This is a genomic window from Pantoea sp. R13S299 (assembly GCF_048515925.1).
Classification (GTDB): Bacteria; Pseudomonadota; Gammaproteobacteria; order Enterobacterales; family Enterobacteriaceae; genus Pantoea.
The window spans coordinates 171990-191115 of the sequence record NZ_JBLYEF010000006.1 but is presented as its reverse complement, the minus strand read 5'-3'; the positions used below and the strand labels follow the sequence as shown (position 1 = coordinate 191115).

At 57.5% G+C, this 19126-nt stretch carries 17 protein-coding genes; 10 read left to right on the top strand and 7 right to left on the bottom strand.

Annotation, left to right across the window (positions count from 1 at the left end; all coding sequences use genetic code 11):
- Window positions 1-14 precede the first annotated feature (14 nt).
- The 3 genes from ACN1CO_RS21310 (at window position 15) to ACN1CO_RS21300 (ending at window position 3676) form a co-directional block, all read left to right on the top strand.
- Entirely contained in the window at window positions 15-1295 is a 1281-nt protein-coding gene (locus ACN1CO_RS21310) for an MFS transporter (protein ID WP_419140584.1), read from the top strand.
- A gap of 74 nt (window positions 1296-1369) precedes the next feature.
- On the top strand, window positions 1370-2344 hold the full coding sequence (ghrB, locus tag ACN1CO_RS21305; RefSeq protein WP_419140583.1) for a glyoxylate/hydroxypyruvate reductase GhrB: 975 nt from the start codon (window positions 1370-1372) through the stop codon (window positions 2342-2344).
- Between the two features lie 81 nt (window positions 2345-2425).
- Complete coding sequence (locus tag ACN1CO_RS21300) at window positions 2426-3676, top strand: valine--pyruvate transaminase (RefSeq protein ID WP_419140582.1); 1251 nt, start codon at window positions 2426-2428, stop codon at window positions 3674-3676.
- On the opposite strand, the gene ACN1CO_RS21295 is transcribed toward ACN1CO_RS21300, so the two are convergent.
- Window positions 3673-5133 (bottom strand): PLP-dependent aminotransferase family protein, encoded by a 1461-nt coding sequence (locus ACN1CO_RS21295; RefSeq protein WP_419140581.1) that lies wholly within the window; start codon window positions 5131-5133, stop codon window positions 3673-3675. The two genes, ACN1CO_RS21300 and ACN1CO_RS21295, sit on opposite strands and share 4 nt — an antisense overlap.
- Window positions 5134-5301: 168 nt before the next feature.
- Here ACN1CO_RS21295 and ACN1CO_RS21290 point away from each other — a divergent pair, with 168 nt between their 5' ends.
- From ACN1CO_RS21290 to ACN1CO_RS21265, 6 genes are read left to right on the top strand one after another with little or no spacing between them, the layout of a single operon-like run.
- Window positions 5302-6768, top strand: a complete 1467-nt coding sequence (locus ACN1CO_RS21290) for a hypothetical protein (RefSeq protein ID WP_419140580.1) — start codon at window positions 5302-5304, stop codon at window positions 6766-6768.
- A gap of 17 nt (window positions 6769-6785) precedes the next feature.
- Window positions 6786-8060, top strand: a complete 1275-nt coding sequence (locus tag ACN1CO_RS21285) for an ATP-grasp domain-containing protein (RefSeq protein ID WP_419140579.1) — start codon at window positions 6786-6788, stop codon at window positions 8058-8060.
- Window positions 8048-8755, top strand: coding sequence for a class II glutamine amidotransferase (locus ACN1CO_RS21280; protein ID WP_419140578.1), 708 nt, complete (start codon window positions 8048-8050; stop codon window positions 8753-8755). Before ACN1CO_RS21285 ends, ACN1CO_RS21280 begins: the two co-directional genes overlap by 13 nt.
- A gap of 5 nt (window positions 8756-8760) precedes the next feature.
- Window positions 8761-9561 (top strand): hypothetical protein, encoded by an 801-nt coding sequence (locus tag ACN1CO_RS21275; RefSeq protein WP_419140577.1) that lies wholly within the window; start codon window positions 8761-8763, stop codon window positions 9559-9561.
- 29 nt (window positions 9562-9590) lie between these two features.
- The gene (locus tag ACN1CO_RS21270; protein ID WP_419140576.1) at window positions 9591-10091 is read left to right on the top strand and encodes a YbaK/EbsC family protein; all 501 of its coding nucleotides are present in this window, start codon (window positions 9591-9593) and stop codon (window positions 10089-10091) included.
- A gap of 21 nt (window positions 10092-10112) precedes the next feature.
- Entirely contained in the window at window positions 10113-11024 is a 912-nt protein-coding gene (locus ACN1CO_RS21265) for an EamA family transporter (protein ID WP_419140575.1), read from the top strand.
- 364 nt (window positions 11025-11388) lie between these two features.
- On the opposite strand, the gene ibpA is transcribed toward ACN1CO_RS21265, so the two are convergent.
- The gene (gene ibpA / locus ACN1CO_RS21260; protein WP_003849623.1) at window positions 11389-11805 is read right to left on the bottom strand and encodes a small heat shock chaperone IbpA; all 417 of its coding nucleotides are present in this window, start codon (window positions 11803-11805) and stop codon (window positions 11389-11391) included.
- Window positions 11806-12095: 290 nt separating this feature from the next.
- Here ibpA and ACN1CO_RS21255 point away from each other — a divergent pair, with 290 nt between their 5' ends.
- Entirely contained in the window at window positions 12096-12464 is a 369-nt protein-coding gene (locus ACN1CO_RS21255; protein WP_419140627.1) for a YceK/YidQ family lipoprotein, read from the top strand.
- Here the strand turns inward: ACN1CO_RS21255 and ACN1CO_RS21250 are convergent.
- The 5 genes from ACN1CO_RS21250 to recF form a co-directional block, all read right to left on the bottom strand.
- Window positions 12439-13698, bottom strand: coding sequence for a DUF3748 domain-containing protein (locus ACN1CO_RS21250; protein ID WP_419140574.1), 1260 nt, complete (start codon window positions 13696-13698; stop codon window positions 12439-12441). The genes ACN1CO_RS21255 and ACN1CO_RS21250 overlap by 26 nt on opposite strands.
- A 117-nt stretch (window positions 13699-13815) precedes the next feature.
- Entirely contained in the window at window positions 13816-14625 is an 810-nt protein-coding gene (gene yidA, locus ACN1CO_RS21245; protein WP_419140573.1) for a sugar-phosphatase, read from the bottom strand.
- 99 nt (window positions 14626-14724) lie between these two features.
- Window positions 14725-15204 (bottom strand): YhcH/YjgK/YiaL family protein, encoded by a 480-nt coding sequence (locus ACN1CO_RS21240; protein WP_419140572.1) that lies wholly within the window; start codon window positions 15202-15204, stop codon window positions 14725-14727.
- Window positions 15205-15395: 191 nt separating this feature from the next.
- Window positions 15396-17804 carry a DNA topoisomerase (ATP-hydrolyzing) subunit B gene (gene gyrB, locus ACN1CO_RS21235; RefSeq protein WP_419140571.1) on the bottom strand — a complete coding sequence of 803 codons (2409 nt, stop codon included), beginning with the start codon at window positions 17802-17804 and terminating at the stop codon, window positions 15396-15398.
- Window positions 17805-17822: 18 nt separating this feature from the next.
- Window positions 17823-18908 (bottom strand): DNA replication/repair protein RecF, encoded by a 1086-nt coding sequence (gene recF, locus ACN1CO_RS21230; protein ID WP_419140570.1) that lies wholly within the window; start codon window positions 18906-18908, stop codon window positions 17823-17825.
- Between the last annotated feature and the right edge of the window lie 218 nt (window positions 18909-19126).

Sequence of the window (19126 nt, the reverse complement as noted above, 5' to 3'; positions counted from 1 at the left end):
CACAGGAGTTCCCGATGAAAAAGCAGACAATCGCGCCAAAACGCTGGTGGTTCATCATGCCCATCGTGTTTATCACCTACAGCCTGGCGTATCTCGATCGTGCAAATTTTAGCTTCGCTTCTGCTGCCGGGATTAATGACGATCTCGGCATCACCAAAGGCATGTCCTCGCTGCTGGGTGCGCTGTTCTTCCTGGGTTACTTCTTCTTCCAGATCCCGGGTGCAATTTACGCTGAACGCCGCAGCGTCAAGAAACTGATCTTCGTTTGCCTGATTCTGTGGGGCGGCTGCGCCTCGCTGACCGGCGTGGTCAGCAACATTCCGATGCTGGCAGCGATTCGCTTTGTGCTGGGCGTGGTGGAAGCCGCCGTGATGCCCGCGATGCTGATTTACATCAGTAACTGGTTCACCAAATCCGAACGTTCACGCGCCAATACCTTCCTGATCCTGGGGAATCCGGTCACGGTACTGTGGATGTCGGTGGTGTCGGGTTATCTGATCGAATCCTTTGGCTGGCGCGAGATGTTTATCTTTGAAGGGATTCCGGCGGTGGTCTGGGCGATCGCCTGGTGGTTCCTGGTGCAGGATAAACCCGCGCAGGCGCGCTGGATGAGCGATGCCGAGAAAGCGGCCCTGCAGGCTGAACTGCAGAAAGAGCAGGAAAACATCAAAGCAGTGCGCAACTACAGCGAAGCGTTCCGTAATCGCAACGTGATCATTCTCTGCCTGCAATATTTTGCCTGGAGCATCGGCGTGTATGGCTTTGTGCTGTGGCTGCCGTCGATTCTGCGTAACGGCACGCAGATGGGCATGGTCGAAGCGGGCTGGCTGTCAGCGGTGCCTTATCTGGCGGCGACCATTGCGATGGTGATTGTCTCCTGGGCGTCGGACAAAACCCAGAACCGTAAGCTGTTTGTCTGGCCACTGCTGCTGATCGGCGCGCTGGCGTTCCTCGGCTCGTATCTGGTGGGATCGAACCACTTCTGGATGTCCTACACCCTGTTAGTGATTGCCGGTGCGGCAATGTATGCGCCTTACGGACCGTTCTTCGCCATTATTCCTGAGATGCTGCCGCGTAATGTCGCCGGTGGCGCAATGGCGCTGATCAACAGCATGGGTGCGCTGGGGTCGTTTATCGGTTCATGGATTGTCGGCTATCTTAATGGAGCCACCGGCAGTCCATCCGCCTCGTACATCTTTATGGGATCGGCCCTGCTGGTTTCGGTATGGCTGACGCTGATCGTGAAACCGGCGCAGAACAAAGCGCCACCGCTGCAGGGTGCTAAACCGGCCTGAAAGCGTAAACGTTAGCCTCTATTTCTTCGGGCGGCCTGCAAGCCGCCCGCAACTTATTGACCGGGAGCCACCGAATGAAACCCGCTGTAATTCTTTATAAAAAATTGCCTGACGATCTCTATGCACGCCTGGCTGAACAGTGTGACGTGACGGAAATCAGCGATCTTTCGCCAGAGAACCAGCAGGAATATGCTGCGGCTTTCCGGCAGGCAGAAGGTCTGCTGGGATCGGGCGGTAAAGTGAATGGCGAGCTGCTGGCGAAAATGCCTAATCTGCGCGTTTGCTCCAGCGTCTCTGTGGGCTACGACAATTTTGATGTAGACGCACTGAATCAGCGTAACGTGGTGCTGATGCACACGCCGACCGTGCTGACCGAAACCGTGGCCGACACCATGATGGCGCTGGTGCTGAGCACCGCACGCCGGGTGCCAGAACTGGATGCCTGGGTTAAAGCGGGCAACTGGCAGAAGAGCATCGGTCCGGCGCAGTTCGGCATCGACGTGCATCATAAAACGCTGGGTATTCTGGGCATGGGGCGTATCGGGATGGCGCTGGCACAGCGCGCCCACTTTGGCTTCGGCATGAAAATTCTCTACAACGCCCGCCGTGAGCATGAAGAGGCGCAGTCGCGCTTTGGTGCGCAGCGCTGTGAGCTGGAGGCGCTGCTGAAGCAGAGTGATTTCGTCTGCATCAGCCTGCCGCTGACCGAAGAGACACACCATCTTATCGGTGCCGCCGAGCTGGAAATGATGAAGCCGGATGCCGTGCTGATCAACGCCGGTCGCGGGCCTGTGGTGGATGAGAAGGCGTTAATCGCCGCGTTGCAGGCGGGCAAACTGCATGCCGCCGGGCTGGATGTGTTTGAGCAGGAGCCGGTTTCTGCCGACTCTCCGCTGCTGTCGCTACCGAATGTGGTGACGCTGCCGCACATCGGTTCTGCGACTCACGAAACCCGTTACGGCATGATGCAGGATGCGGTAGAGAATCTCATCGCCGCACTTGGCGGAAGCGTTGAGAAAAACTGCGTTAACCCGCAGGCGCTGAAGTAATCCCCACGCCTTCCCATTGCGCCCGCCGATGGCGGGCGTTATGGTGGACCCCCGATTCGCTATCACAAATATTTAACCGCTATGTCCTTTTCTCAGTTCGGCGACAAATTTACCCAACATTCCGGCATCTCACGTCTGATGGAAGATATGGGCGCGGGCCTCCGCACGCCCGGCACCATCATGCTGGGTGGCGGTAATCCGGCGCAAATTCCGGCCATGAACGACTACTTTCAGCAACTGCTGCAGCAGATGCATGAGGAAGGCAAACTCAGCGAAGCGCTGTGCAATTACGACGGTCCGCGTGGCAAAGCGACGCTGCTGGAGTCGCTGGCTGAATTGCTGCGTGAACAGCTTGGCTGGCCGATCACCGCAGAGAACATCGCGCTGACCAACGGCAGCCAGAGCGCCTTCTTCTATCTGTTTAACCTGTACGCCGGTCGCCGGGCCGATGGCAGCAAGAAGCGTGTGCTGTTCCCGCTGGCGCCTGAATATCTTGGCTATGCAGATGCCGGTCTGGAAGAGGCGCTGTTTGTCTCGGCGAAGCCGAACATTGAGCTGCTGCCGGAAGGCCAGTTTAAATATCATGTCGATTTCGAGCATCTGCCGATGAACGATGATGTCGGGCTGATCTGCGTCTCGCGCCCGACCAACCCTACCGGCAATGTGATTACTGATGATGAGCTGATGCAACTCGATGCGCTGGCACAGCAGCATGACGTTCCGCTGCTGATCGACAATGCCTATGGCGTGCCGTTCCCCGGCATCATCTTCAGCGAGGTGCGCCCGCTGTGGAATCCCAACATCATTCTCTGCATGAGTCTGTCGAAGCTTGGCCTGCCGGGTGCGCGTTGCGGCATTATTATCGCGGACGAGAAGACCATTACTGCGCTGAGTAACATGAACGGCATCATCAGCCTGGCGCCAGGCAGCATCGGACCGGCCATCGCTAATGAGATGATCCGTCGTGGCGATCTGCTGCGGCTCTCCGAAGAGGTGATCAAGCCGTTCTATCAGCAGAAGGTGCAGCAGACCCTCGCGATCCTGCGGCGCTATCTGCCGGAAGAGCGTTGCCTGATCCACAAACCGGAAGGGGCGATTTTCCTCTGGCTCTGGTTCCGCGATCTGCCAATCACCACTGAATTGCTTTATCAGCGGCTTAAAGCGCGTGGTGTGCTGATGGTGCCAGGCCACTTCTTCTTCCCGGGACTGGAACAGGCGTGGCCGCACACCCACCAATGTATGCGGATGAACTACGTGCCGGATGCAGAGAACATCGAGCGAGCGGTACAGATTCTGGCGGAAGAGGTTGAGATCGCCTGGCGCGACAGCTAAACCTGCTCTTCCTGTGAATCGGTTAACGACAGCTGGCACCACTGTGCCAGCTGCTTAATGGCCTGTTCCACTTCATCATTCCAGCCGAAACCGGCATTCAGCCGGAAACAGTGGTCGTAGCGCTGATCGGTGGCAAAAATGTGGCCCGGCGCAATCCCGATGCCCGCATTACGCGCTTTCAGAAACAGCTCGCGGACGTTCAGCGCCGCTCGTGGCATCTCAACCCACAGCACATAACCGCCCTCTGGATCGGACACCCGCGTGCCCGCCGGAAATTCCCGCAGCACCGACTGACGCATCTCACGGATTTGCCGCGCCAGCTCGCGCCGCAGCTTGCGCAGGTGAGCATCATAGCCGCCGCTGCGCAGCAGCTCCGCCACCGCCGCCTGCGACAGCACCGAGGTGCCCATCGTAGAGGTATATTTCAGTGAGGCGATTTTGCGCATGTAGTTGACGCTGTGAACCCAGCCAATACGAATGCCCGGTGCCACGGTTTTAGAGAAGCCGCTGCAGAGAATGGCGTTAGGGCTGAAGGCGCGCATCGGGAACGGACGTCGCTCACCAAAGGCGGTATCGCCAAAAATGTCGTCCTCAATGATCACCACATCGTTCTCATCTGCCTGCCGCGCAATATAGGCTTTATGCTCGTTGGGAATACTCTTGCCCAGCGGATTATTGACGTTGCACAGGGTGAGAAAGACCCGCACCGCCTTGCGCTGAAACAGGCCGGTCAGCTTCGCCACATTCACATACCCTTCCGGACCGGCTTCCACTTCAATCACCCGTAAATTGAGGTTATGCAGCATCTGCAGCAGCACGAAATAGCAGGGTGACTCCACCGCCACCACGTCGCCCGGCTGGGTAGTGGCGCGCAGCGATAGCGAGATCGCCTCAATGCAGCCATTGGTGATCAGAATATCGTCGGCGCTGATATTGCAGCCGTAATCGACCGCGCGGCGGGCAATTTCAGTTTTCAGCGGCGCATAGCCGGTGCCCTTGACCGTATTGCCGAGCAGGGCCGGTTTGCTGTAGCCCATCTGGCGCATCAGCAGGCCGATGCGTTTGACCGGATAGAGCCCGCTGTCGCCGTTGGCCAGATCGAGACGCACCCGGCAGTCTGAGCCGAGCATCGCCAGATGCAGTTCTGTCTGCTCATCCAGCGGCGCGATAGCGCGCGGCTGTTCATTGACGGCGGGGAGCTGACGCGAAGCGGGCCGCTGAGGAGCAACAAAAAAGCCCGATTTAGGGCGGGCGACGGCGTAGCGCTCATCTTCCAGCGTGCGCAGTGTTTTCAGCGCGGTGGTGAGGCTGACATTGTACTGTGTCGCCAGCGTCCTGACCGACGGCAGGCGGCTGTCGGGAGCCAGTGAACCAGCGTGAATGGCCTGCTTAATCTGTTCTGCGATCTGGCGGTAACGACTGCTCTGACTCTCCTGTTCTCCGATAATCTCGGCCATCTGTTCCACCCCATATCGCGCTGATCTGTGCATATTCAACAGAGTACATTCAAAGTAGTTTAGGCTGCATCTCTTAATTATTCATGACGCTAAACGGCACGGCGACCCTGCCAGCCGCCCGGCTTCAGGCCATAACGTGATTCTGTTCACCTGAGGGAAACGTGAAAAATGAATAATCTGCCCGCCATGATGAAGGAGATTGAAGCGTATCTGTCACCCGCCATCATTGAGTCGGCTCAGCGCTGTGCTGTTCGCCTGCTGGCGGCGCTGCCGGATCAGCAACAGCTGGAGAACAACCGTGTGCTGCTCGCCTACGGCGGCGGAAAAGACAGCAGCTACATGGTGGCTTACGTGCGTTACATTCAGGGACTGATCTGGCTGCAGCAGGGCAGCACGTTTCATCTGCGGGTCAGCACTAACCGTCATGCGGCGATGAATCAGAGTGTGATGGAGAATATCCACCGCGTTTATCAGTCGCTGGCGATGCATGACGATGAGCGGGCGGAATGTCTGGTGGTGGATGGCCTGCTGATCCGGCCATTTGCCCGCGACCTGCCGATGCCGGAGAGCGTGCGGCAGCAGAACCGCAATGACGTGCTGATGAATGGCCACCGCTTTCGCGCCGATGCGCGCTCGACCTTCTGCAACGCCTGTAATCTCAGCATGGTGAACTCCTTTGGCCTGGCGGCTGACTACAACGGCGGCGTGGATCTGATTATCACCGGCGACTCGCCGCAGGAGCAGGCTGCCTATGTTGCCTGGGCACGGCACCTTTCCCGGCTGTTTGATGCGCCGGTGGCTGACAAAAGCCGGGGCTTCAGCGGGTTTCTCCAGACGCTCGACGGCGTTGCTGTGCGCTACTTCAGCGATGTTTACGGTGCCGATCAGCTGACGCCCGCGCACCGCATCACCCACCAGCTGGCGCGCGACCCGCTGTTTTTCAACATCTATCAGGACACCGCCTATGAAGCGGGCGCGCACTGGGCACTGCTCAGCGAATTTATGCGCTTCCGGTTTGATGAACTGATGTTCAGCTTTTCTGAGTCCGACTGCGGTAATCCGACGCTGATGGCGCACCTGCGCGGACTGCGGGCAGAAACCCTGCTGCAGCGCCACTATGCCGAAGGGATCCGCGAGTATGTGCGCTTTGCGCTGGGGCTGATGGTGAAGAAGGATTTTCCGCCCGCGCTCATCGATGAGATGGCGGTGCGCTATCAGGATGACGACGCCATCCGGCAGCAGCGGCAGCGCGCAGCAGACTTCGCCATGCAGGCGTTTGACCTCAGCGAAGATCAGCTGATCTGCATGATCTACTCACCGTTCCTGGCGCAGGGCGCGCAGCTCGGAGACTGGCTGTCGCAGCAGCAGATTACGCTGGAGGAAGCTGCCATTCGCGACCTGCTTGAGCAGCGCAGTGAGGATCTCGCACTGGCACAACAGTTAATGCAGCTCTCCGGTATGACGCTGACGCAGATGCGCCACTGCTGGCAGAGTAAACCGGTCAGTTCGCTGCTGGAGGGCAAAAGCGCCGATCCGCTGTCGCGCGTGCTGCGTTTTGATCCCCACAAAGCGGTGATTCAGGTCAATAACGGTGTGCTGAATGACATCGTGACAGAAATCATTTCCGGGCGTTAACCCGGTAAGGCGAGGCGATGAAAAAGATTTTCCTGCAAATTGGCGCCACCCGCGACGGACAAAACCCTTACTGTGCGGTGGCAAAGCGCGATGGCTATTTCACCGTGCTGGCGGAGATGGGTGACTTTGTCGATTACCAGTCCATCAGCCTGGCGCTGCCGTTTGATCTGATCATCCGCCTCGACCGCCCTGAGAATCCGTGGGAGGTCATGCAGGCCTATCTGCACGCCGGTTTGCTGGCGCATCCGCTGGTAGTGCTGGCGGGATTTGAAGCCTACAACGCCAGCGCCGGACGACTGCGCGAGATGCTGGCCGGGCCGGACGCGCCCGCCGCCTTTATTCCGCTGGATAAATATGCGCAGCGCATGGCGCTGAAAAAAGCCTGGCCACGCTTCCCGCAGCCGGAGTTTCGCTTTTTCGCCTCGCCGCTCAGCATTCTTGATGCGGAACAGGCGCTGATCTATCCCTGTGTTGTGAAACCGGTGGATGGCGGCGGCGGCCTGGGTATCTGGCTGGTTGAGCGTGCCGATCAGCTGCACAGCGTGGTGAAACAGCTGGTGCAGACCATGAACTACGGTGGACGTGGCTTCAGCGGTTTCATTGTGGAAAGTGCCCTGATTGGCGAGGAGTTTTCGCTGCAGGGCGTGGTGCATCAGGGTCATCCCCAGGCGCTGACCTGCTGCCAGAAGGTCATTGAACAGCATCGTGATGCGGAGGGCTGCGTCAGTTTTTATGAGTCGGGCCATGTGGCGATGGCAGCGGCGGCCCTGCCGGCGTCATTCAGCAGCCTGATGACCTTCTGCTGCGAAACCTTCGGCTATCGTCAGGGCGCGTTTCATATCGATTTCATTGTGGTCAACGGCGTGCCGCATTTCCTGGAGATGGGGTTCCGGCTCTCCGGCATGGGCGTCGCGACGCTGGTGCAGGAGGCGACGGGCATCAACTGGGCGGAAGTCACCTTCCGGCTGGAAGCGGGCGGCGCATTGCCCGCCTTTGCCTTCACCCTACCCGGTGCGGTCGGTCAGCTGCGGTTACGGCAACCGGCGCAGCTGCAGGCGGCTGAACGCTGGATCGATCAGCATCAGCAGGGCGCGCTGTTACCACCCCTCAGGTTGCCTGTACTGCAGGTTTCGCCGCGCTCATCCCTCTATGCCGATCTGACCCGTCATGCGGGCATTCTCGCTACCTTCAGCCTGGCGGCCACGGCACGTGAGCCGATCATGACCACATTTCAGCAGGTGATTGCCGCGCAGTCAGTCACCGCGGGGAGAGACAAAGTATGTGCAGAATGATTCTGGCGCATGGCCGGTTCGACAGCGCACAGATTTTAGAGGCGGCGCGCGCCATGAGCTGCGGTGAAGGCGCTGAACATGATGGCCCGATCAAATCGCATCCCAACGGCTGGGGCTGTCTGTGGCTGGAAGAGGGCGAGATTCGCACCCTGCACGGCACCGGCCCGTTCGCAGACGCCCTGCCGGGCATAGATGTGGATCGCCTGCGCAGCCGCTTTCTGGCGGTGCATGTGCGTCACGCCACGCTGAGTAAAAATCAGGGGATCGAATTTTCGCATCCGCTGTGGCGCAACAGTGCCGGACATCAGTGGTACATGATGCATAACGGTTTTCTGCCGACCATTTACCGCCAGCTTGGCCTGGCGGAATCACGCTTCGATTCCGAAGAGTATCTGCGCTATCTGGTGGATCAGACTACGCCCGCCGATTTTACCCGCGACTATCTGCGCGCAAAGATGGCGCAGGTTGAACCGGGCGGCAGCGCAGGCAATGCCATTTTCGTCACCCGCGACAAAGCCTGGGCGTGGCAGTGGTACCCACACGACACGTCCTGGCCCGACTATTTTACGATGCATTTTCGGCAACAGGACGGTTGCACGCTGATCGCCTCTGAACCCGTGGCAATACCAGGCAGCGCCGGCAGCTGGCGGCGAATGAATAATCATGAACTCTATGAAATACCGTTTAGGGAGTGATAAACATGGCAATTTTCAATCAGTTCCGCGTGATTAATCCCAACATGTTTGTGGAATCGACCTGGCTGGATGACATCGTCACCGCACGGGTGCCGCTGCTGGTGCTGCGTAATTTCCTGACGCCCGAGGTGCGGCAGGCGGTAGTGGCTGACCTGCAGAGCTGCCGGGAAAAGATCCGTGTCTCTCACTATCCCAATGGCGCGCTGACCACGCTTGGCCCTTATCTGGCACGCCATACGGCGGCACCCGATAACTACTTTACCGAACTGCGCGATATCCAGCCTGCGTTGCCGCCCTCGCTGAACCAGCTGCGCGAACAGATTTACGGCTGGGTGCAGCATGCGCTGCGGCTGGAAAGTTTAAACATTGCCCACGAACCGGGCCGTGGTGACTACGGCGGTTCAATCGTGCGCTTTCACGCCGATGGCGTCGCAAACCCGCTGCACAACGACAATATCGTGCGCGACGCCGCAGACACATCACTAGTGGTGACGCAAATCCTGCATCAGCTCAGCTGCGTGGTCTGCCTCCAGGAGTGCAATGCGGGCGGGGCGCTGCGGATCTACAACAAAAAGTGGACGCCGGAGGATGAGCAGTTCAAGACCGCCGGTGAGCTGGGTTATCGCAGTGGGGTGCTCAATCACAATGAGATCTGTGAGTTTTCACCACGCAGTGGCGATATCTATCTGTTTAATCCTGCTTTTTATCACGAGATCGACCGTGTCGAAGGCGATACCCGCATCACCATGGGGTTCTTTTTCGGGCTGACCGATAAAAAGATGAAACACGCTATCGCCTGGAGCTAAGCCGGGTTGTGCCAGAAAAGGAGAAGGGAATGACGACATTTGAAAAGATTACTGCGCTGCTGGATCAGCATCAGGCCAGCTACCGTGTGGTGGAGCATGAGGCGGTAGGGCAGACCGATCAGATTAGCCAGATACGCGGCAACGCGCTCGGCCAGGCGGCCAAAGCGATGGTGCTGGAGGTCACTATGCCGGACGGTGCGCCGTCGCGACAGCTGCTGGCGATTGTGCCAGGTGACTGCCGGATCAATTTCAAAAACGCGGCGCGCGTCATCGGCGGCAAAAAATCCTCTTTCGCCGCGCCTGAGCTGGCGCAGGCGCTGACCGATTGTGTGATGGGCGCGGTGCCGCCGTTTAGTTTTGATGACCGGCTGGCGCTGCGGGTGGATACCCGGCTGCAACAGGTCGGCACGTTATGGTTTAACGCGGGCGAGCTGGAGAAGTCGATCGCGCTGGCTGCAGATGATTATTTTCGCATCGTGGGTGAAGCGTGCTGTGCTGATATCGCGTCCCCGATTGCGATCACCGCCTGACGGCGGGACAAGGAGTTTCTGATGTCGGTAAAAGATATGCTGTTAGCGCTGTGCGTGGTGGTGGCGTGGGGCGTGAATTTTGTGGTGATTAAGCTGGGGCTGCAGGGCATGCCGCCTTTTTTACTCGCCGGACTGCGTTTTTCTCTGGTCGCCTTTCCCGCCATTTTCTTTGTGCGTCGTCCGCCGATCCCGCTGCGCTGGCTGGTGGTTTACGGCATGACCATCAGTTTTGGTCAGTTTGCGTTTCTGTTCCTGGCGATCAAGCTCGGCATGCCAGCCGGTCTGGCCTCACTGGTGCTGCAGGCGCAGGCGTTCTTTACGCTGTTGCTGGGCGCGCTGTTGCTGGCGGAGAAGCTGCGCTGGAATCATATCGTCGGGATTATTATCGCCACACTTGGGATGTTTATGCTGGCGACGGCAGGGATGGAAGGGCAGACCAGCGCTGGTATTACGCTGACCACTATGATGCTGACGCTGTCGGCGGCGCTGTCATGGGGGCTGGGGAATATCACCAATAAGATCATCATGCGAAACCGTAGCGTGCCGATCATGTCGCTGGTGGTCTGGAGCGCGCTGGTGCCGATCATTCCTTTCTTTGCCTGTTCGCTGCTGTTTGATGGCCAGGCCGCTATCGTTAATAGTCTGCTGCATATCGGCCTGCAGACCGTGCTGGCACTGATCTATCTGGCGTTTGTCGCCACCATTGTGGGCTACGCCATCTGGGGGAATTTGCTGAGTCGCTACGAAACCTGGCGTATCGCGCCGCTATCGCTGCTGGTGCCGGTGGTGGGGATTATTACCGCTGCGCTGGTGCTGGATGAGCGTCTTTCCGGGCAGCAGATGCTAGGGGCGGTGGTGATTATTCTGGGGCTGCTGGTCAATGTGTTTGGTGGCGTGCTGGGTCAGCGTTTAGCGATGCGGACGCAGCTGTAAGTTAAAAATCTCCGCTGACGCGGCCTTTGTAAGCGTTATAGCTCAGAGCGCAAAACAGCGCTGGCGCTGCCCTCTTTTTCAGGCAGCTCATAAATTCAAAGCGATGGGAGCATATGCCTGTAGCAAAGCATCGCGGGCCAGGGACAAAAACGCCGGGAGCGTTTTTGAACAACGCGAAGCGTTGGCCCGGCTACGGGCGCACCTCAGGGATGAGGTGCGTAATCGCCCGCGCTGAGCCGCCATGGATGGCGCTTTTGCGTCTTTGCGAAAGGCGTATGCTCCCTAAGCCTGTGCTCCCACTGACATCAAAAACGAAAAACGCCGCATTAGCGGCGTTTGTCAGGATGACTTCAGAATCTGAATATTACTTCAGAATCTCAATACGGCGTGGTTTCGCCTCTTCCGGCACCAGTCGTTCAAGATCGATGCTCAGCAGACCATTTTCGAGACGGGCATCGCGCACCACAATGTGGTCGGCGAGCTGGAATTTACGCTCGAAGTTACGCTCGGCGATTCCCTGATACAGGTATTTACGCTCGGCCTGCTCTTCAGGATGGGCACCCCGCACGATCAGCACGTTGTCGTGCGCCGTGATATCCAGTTCACTCTGCGAAAAACCGGCCACCGCAATGGTAATGCGATAGTGATTTTCATCGACCAGTTCTACGTTATAAGGAGGATAGCCGCCGTTGCTCTGATTCTGATTAGATTCGAGCAGGTTAAACAGGCGATCAAAACCGATAGCAGAGCGATAAAGTGGGGTGAGATCAAAATTACGCATATTAAGACTCCTGAAGTTCAGCAAGTTTTGGCAACCTTCCACTATTGGACAGGCTGGATACGGCACCTCACTGTCCCTTGCGGCAACGGTGAGTGCGTCCGTAAACTAAAAATGGGTGTCAGAAGAGGATTTTCAAGAGGGCGAAATGCAATTTTTTTCGCCATATTGCGGAAATGACATACACTCAGGACTACATTTGCCAGACCCGAACGGACTTCGCCCCAGAGTGTTGACGTTGTCTGGCAAGCAAACTCAGCCAGGCTGATGCCATGACTGAAGGGATGATGATGATGAAATTAATGAAGACCTTACCTCTGGCTGGAATGGTGTGCTGCGCAATGGCAACAACCGGCTGTTCCAGCGTGATGTCTCACACCGGTGCGAGTCAGGGTTACTATCCCGGCACCCGTGCCAGCGCTGACATGCTGGCCGATGGTGATACCAGCTGGGCACTGAAGCCGCTGGCGTTAATCGATCTTCCTTTCTCTGCCGTGCTGGATACGCTGCTGCTGCCGTGGGACTACTACCGTAGCGACAAAGATAAATCTCTCGATTCCCCACGTGAACGCATCCTGCAGAGTGAAAGGCTGGCGCATACTAACGAAAGCCTGGCGCAGGCGCAGCCTATGCCCCCTATGCGGTCACAGCCGCAACCGTAAAGAGTTGCCGCCAGCCATTAACCTCACGCATAAAAGCAATCTTTGTACCATCAGGCGACCAGACCATCGCGTCACCTGATGGTGCCTCTTCCGTTCTACGGGTCAGACGCTGACACGCGCCGCTCTCAACGTCACATCGCATCACGCTGTTATCGCAGATAAAGGCGATCGACTGGCCGTCAGGATGCCAGCTAAACGCAGACTGAATACTGTGGCTGAGCTGGGTGACCTGACGCGGTTCGCCGCCGTTGGGACACACCGTCCAGAGCTGAATGACCTCTCCGGCATCCGCCATCAGAAACGCGATCTGGCTGCCATCGGGTGCTGCACGCAGCCAGTGACGCGGTTGCAGAGCCACGCCACGGCTGTGGGTCAGGCGACGCTGCTGCACGCCCGCCGGTGGCGCAGGTAACTGCTGGCTGCTGCCCTCCAGCGGCATCTCTCCGGCGCGGGCGTAATCCTCCAGCGCGTCAGGCAGATCAACAATAAAAACTTCAGGCCGTTTTTCGCCCTGCGCTGTCACGGTGTCGCCAATAAAGGCGATGGCCCAGCGCTGCCAGCTGCCGTCCGGTTTCTGATAGCCGCGCTCACCCACCCAGCACTCTTCATAGGCACGATTGATCTGGTCACTGCCAGGCTGCGGTTCCGCATGCGTCTGGCTCACCAGCAGGCAGAAATAGCTGCCGTCATACTCGCGCGGATGCTGTTTAACCGGCGTCACCGCGTGAAGTGGCACCGCGATGCCGACGTTGCGCAGATCGAGGCGACTATCGAGCTCATGCATCACGTGGTCATTGTAGGTAAAGCTCAGGCGTGAACCGTCGGGGCTGAAAACGTGTACATGCGAACCGCCGCGCAGCGCGCCTGGGGTAAAGGGCGGCGTAATATCGCAGGCATCCAGATTGACCGCCGCGCCGTTCTGAACGATTACACCGCGCCGGTGATGGAAGTCATACTGCCAGCTGGCATCGGGATGTTCCGGGCCATGAATGCAGACGTAGCGCGGAGGCAGATCGGGGCTGACCGTGACGACACCGACGTGGGCACCGTGCCGGGCCTGATAGAGTACCTCCACCTCGCCGGTCATCACATTGACCCGCTCAATGGTCTGGCTGGTAAACGACGCGCCCGAGGGACGGACGTCAAACGCCAGCCACTGGCTGTCGGCAGTCCAGACATTGATATTGGTGAGCTGATGCTGACGGGCAGCAAAGGTGATCTGTTTTTCTGACATGATGAAACCCGCGGAGAAAGAGTTGCCCGACAAATTACGCGATTCTGTTTTGCGGTGCAGCTTTTTTGCCGGGTTAAGGGAGCCGGGCCAGTGCGGCCCGGCAAGAGAACAGGACCGTTACAGCACTAACTCTTCGATGGCATGTGCGACACCATCTTCCATATTGGTTTTGGTGATGAACTGCGCGATTTTTTTAACCGAATCAATGGCATTTCCCATGGCGACGCCGGTTCCGGCATATTCGATCATCGCCAGGTCATTCTCCTGATCGCCAATCGCCATAACCTCTTCCTGCTTCAGACCGAGCTTCTCAGCCAGCATTTTGACACCCTGACCTTTATTCACCCGACGATCGAGGATTTCCAGATAGTAAGGCGCGCTCTTCAGGATGGTATATGTCTGATGAGCGTGTTCGGGCAGACGGGCAATTGCCGCGTCGAGCAGGTCTGGCCGGTCGATCATCATCAGTTTCGGGAAGCGCGTGGTGCGATCCATCTCTTCCACGGCGCGATAACGTACCGGAATGCCGGTCAGGCTCGCCTCATGGATGGTGTATTCGCTGATGTCTTTATTAGGGGTGTAGAGATGGGATTTATCGAACGCCTGGAAATGCACGCCAAGCTCGCGCGCCAGATTCTCGATGTAGAGGTAGTCGTCAAAAGTCAGCGTGACTTCCGCCACGCACTCGCCATCTTCGGCCTGATGAACCAGCGCACCGTTGTTGCTGATCGCATACTGACCGGGTGCCTGCATATCCAGTTCCATCAGATAGCGCTGGATACCCACAAATGGCCGGCCGGTGGTCAGCACAATCGACACCCCTTTCTGGCGGGCGCGATCCAGGGCGGATTTCACTCCCGGCGTGATCTCATGTTGCGGGTTGAGCAGGGTGCCATCCATGTCGATAGCGATCAATTTAATAGCCATAGAGTCCTCGTAGCGTCTGGGTTTTGTCCAATGCTAGCGCGATTCAGCGCACATTGACCAGTTCCATGGCAGGCGTGAACGGCCAGCAAAGCGCCAGATTCAGGCGGTAAAGAGATCGCGGTGAATTTTAATCACGGCTTTTCGGATAGTTGCGGGTTCGCCTGGCGCGCAGCAGGGACGATGAATATCATGCGGGAAAAAGAGCGCGAACATACCGGGCATCAGTGTAATCACTGACTCATTTAATATCTTCTGATAAAAAACGACGTCACGCTCCTGGGCGAAATCTTCAGTGATGCGCTGGTCGGGATGAGCGCGGGCCACGCCGATATTTTCGCTGCCTGCCAGCAGATACTGAATATCGATGTAATTGAAGTGGGACTCCGCACGACGCGCGCTGACCGGTTCGGTCATCATCTCCTGCACCAGACAGAACATCTTATTGTCGGGCAGGATCTCATATTTACCGGTTTCCAGCTGGCTGAAGTCTGTGTTGGCAATCCAGCTTATCGCCTGATCGACCACCGGATGAAAGGCGTGCCGTTCTCTGTCCCAGTCGTGACGATCGCAAACAATCATGGTGTAACTCCCTGTAATCACTAGTGCGCCGGAATAGCGCAAAGAGAGGCAAGAGTAAGGGAGCTGACCGGGTTAAAACGTGATCGGGGTCGCAGCATACGGCCAGGAGGTCGCACCCAGGCGGGTTTCCGCCCGTACGGCACAAAAAAAAGGCCATCACCTGAGTGATGGCCTGTTACGTCCGCTGCCGGTTAAATATCGATATTGGCGGCTTTCAGCGCATTCTCTTCGATGAAGGCGCGGCGCGGTTCAACCGCATCGCCCATCAGCGTAGTGAACAGCTGGTCAGCGCCAATTGCATCTTTAATGGTGACGCGCAGCATACGACGGCTGTCTGGGTCCATGGTGGTTTCCCACAGCTGATCCGGGTTCATCTCGCCCAGACCTTTGTAGCGCTGGACGGAGAGGCCGCGCCGCGACTCTTTAACCAGCCACTCAATCGCCTGTTCGAAGCTGGCCACGGGCTGACGGCGCTCGCCACGCTCGATGTAAGCATCTTCTTCCAGCAGACCACGCAGTTTGCCGCCCAGGGCGCAGATTTTGCGGTACTCAGGACCCTGAATGAAATCAGCATCCAGCGGATAGTCAGTATCCACACCGTGGGTACGGACGCGCAGCACCGGCTCGAACAGGTTCGATTCGCGGTTTTCACGCACCTGTGCCAGATAGGTGCTGCCGTGCGCTTCGCGCTCGGTCAGATAGCTCACCAGACCATTCAGCCAGGTGGTGACTTCTGCTTCGTTGCTCATGTCGCTCAGCGTGTCGTGATAAATCATCGCACGCAGCATAGCCATCGGATAACGGCGCTCCATACGCTTGATCATCTTCTGGGTGCTGTTGAAGTCAGAGACCAGTGTTTCCAGCGGCTCACCGCCCAGCGCCGGAGCGCTGGCATTGGTGTGCAGCGTCGCACCATCAAGCGCGATAGCGATCTGATATTGATCCATCGCCTCGTCATCTTTGATGTACTGCTCCTGCTTGCCTTTCTTCACTTTGTAGAGCGGCGGCTGGGCGATATACACATGGCCGCGCTCAATGATTTCAGGCATCTGACGATAGAAGAAGGTCAGCAGCAGGGTACGGATGTGTGAACCATCGACGTCGGCATCGGTCATGATGATGATGCTGTGATAGCGCAGCTTGTCCGGGTTGTACTCATCGCGACCAATGCCGCAGCCCAGCGCGGTGATCAGCGTAGCGACTTCCTGAGAGGCGAGCATCTTGTCGAAACGCGCTTTCTCAACGTTCAGGATCTTACCTTTCAGCGGCAGAATCGCCTGGTTTTTACGGTTACGGCCCTGTTTGGCCGAGCCGCCTGCGGAGTCACCCTCCACCAGGTAGATTTCAGACAGCGCCGGGTCGCGCTCCTGGCAATCCGCCAGTTTGCCTGGCAGACCAGCCAGATCCAGCGCGCCTTTACGGCGGGTCATTTCACGGGCGCGACGCGCTGCTTCACGGGCACGGGCGGCGTCGATGATTTTACCAACCACGATTTTAGCGTCTGACGGGTTTTCCAGCAGATATTCTGCCAGCAGTTCGTTCATCTGCTGCTCAACCGCTGTTTTCACCTCGGAGGAGACCAGTTTATCTTTGGTCTGCGAGGAGAACTTAGGATCCGGCACTTTCACCGAGACCACAGCGATCAGGCCTTCACGGGCATCATCACCGGTGGCGCTGACTTTGGCCTTCTTGCTGTAACCCTCTTTTTCCATGTAGGCATTCAGGGTACGGGTCATCGCTGAACGGAAACCGGCCAGGTGGGTACCGCCGTCACGCTGCGGGATATTGTTGGTAAAGCAGTAGATGTTTTCCTGGAAACCGTCGTTCCACTGCAGTGCTACTTCCACACCGATGCCATCTTTCTCGGTAGAGAAATAGAACACGGTAGGGTGAATTGGAGTTTTGTTTTTGTTCAGGTACTCAACAAATGCCCGGATGCCGCCTTCGTAATGGAAGTGATCATTTTTGCCATCACGCTTGTCATCCAGACGAATTGACACACCTGAGTTCAGGAATGAGAGTTCACGCAGGCGTTTCGCCAGGATGTCATACTCAAATTCGCGCACGTTGGTGAAGGTTTCGTGGCTCGGCCAGAAACGCACGCGGGTACCTGTCACCTCGGTCTCACCGGTCACGGCCAGCGGTGCCTGCGGTACGCCATGGACGTAAACCTGCTGATGCACTTTGCCTTCGCGACGGATGGTCAGTTCCAGCTTCTGTGACAGGGCGTTAACCACGGAGACGCCCACGCCGTGCAGGCCGCCGGAGACTTTATAGGAGTTATCATCGAACTTACCGCCAGCATGCAGCACGGTCATGATCACTTCAGCGGCAGAGATGCCTTCTTCTTCGTGAATACCGGTTGGAATGCCACGTCCATCATCCTGCACTGATACGGAGTTGTCCGCGTGGATGGTGACCACAATGTCACTACAGTGACCAGCGAGCGCTTCGTCGATTGCGTTATCCACGACCTCGAATACCATGTGATGCAGACCGGTACCGTCATCGGTATCGCCGATATACATGCCCGGGCGTTTGCGTACCGCATCAAGTCCTTTCAGGACTTTAATACTTGAGGAGTCATAAGAATTCGACATCAACGTTTCTCGCTCATTTTAATCTTCAGGTTGAACCGCTATTTTACCCTGTTCCACGCGGAACATCTTGCCCTTTTCGTCGGTCATGTCGATTACATGTCCGGCAGAAATTGCGCTGACAAACACCTGAGCCTGAGTGGCTTTTAACCGGTCCGCCAGCAGGCGTCGGCGGCTCTCATCCAGCTCAGAAGCAAAGTCATCAATGAGGTAAATACAGCGGCGTCCGCTCTGGCTTGTCAGGAACTCGCCCTGTGCCAGACGCAATGCACACATCAGCAGTTTTAACTGCCCGCGTGAGAGTAAATCTTCAACCGGCGTCCCTTCAGCCCGAATACGAAAATCGGCTTTATGGGGGCCGCTGGCGGTATAGGTCAGCGCGCGATCGCGCTCGAAGTTACGTTCCAGCAGTTCGGCGTAGTCGCTCTCTTTGTCCCAGCCACGCTGGAAAGAGAAGCGCAGCTCAAACTCTGGCAGGAACTGGCCACAGGTGGCGGTGATCTCCGCCGAAATCGCCGTACTGTATTCAGCACGCCACTGGCTGATCTGTTCAGCCAGCGGGACCAGCTCCTGATCCCAGGGACGAATCTGGCTGTAACGTGAGACCTGGCGCAGCGCCGCGTTCCGCTGTTTAAGCAGGCGACGCATGTTGTTCCAGGCGTTAAAGAAGCCGGGCGTGTTATGGAAACAGCCCCAGTCGACATAGGCCCGGCGGTATTTGGGGCCGCCATTCAGCAGGCTAAAGCCTTCCGGGGTGATTAGCTGCATCGGCAGCAGCTGCGCCAGCTCTGCGACCTTGTGACCGTCGCTGCCATCAATGCGCACTTTGCTGTCACCGGCCCGGTTTTTGGTCAGCCCGACGGAGATTTCCCGCTCTTTGTTTTCCAGACGTCCGTGCAGCACAAACGCTGCCTCGTCGTGACGGATCACGCGCCCCGCCTGCAAGCTGCGAAACGAGCGGCCATGCCCCAGCGTATGGATCGCCTCTAAAACGCTGGTTTTCCCACTGCCATTGGCACCCACCAGGAAATTAAAACCGGGAGCCAGCTGCAGGTCAGCCTGCTCGATATTACGAAAATCTTTGATAAGAAGGCGGGTTAAAGCCATGAATCAATCCAGCGTGAAGGGCAATAATCGGGATGAAATGGTAAAAATTCAGGACTTACCTTTAACGATCCAGAGCGTCGACGTCGAAGCAGGTTTGCCCGACATCCCAGTCACCAGGCCGTCGGCGTCGCAGCTACGTTGCGTCCCGCCAGCGCACAGCCACCGGAGCGTACTGAAGTACGTGAGGATGGCGAGCACTGCCGGGGTGCAACGTAGCA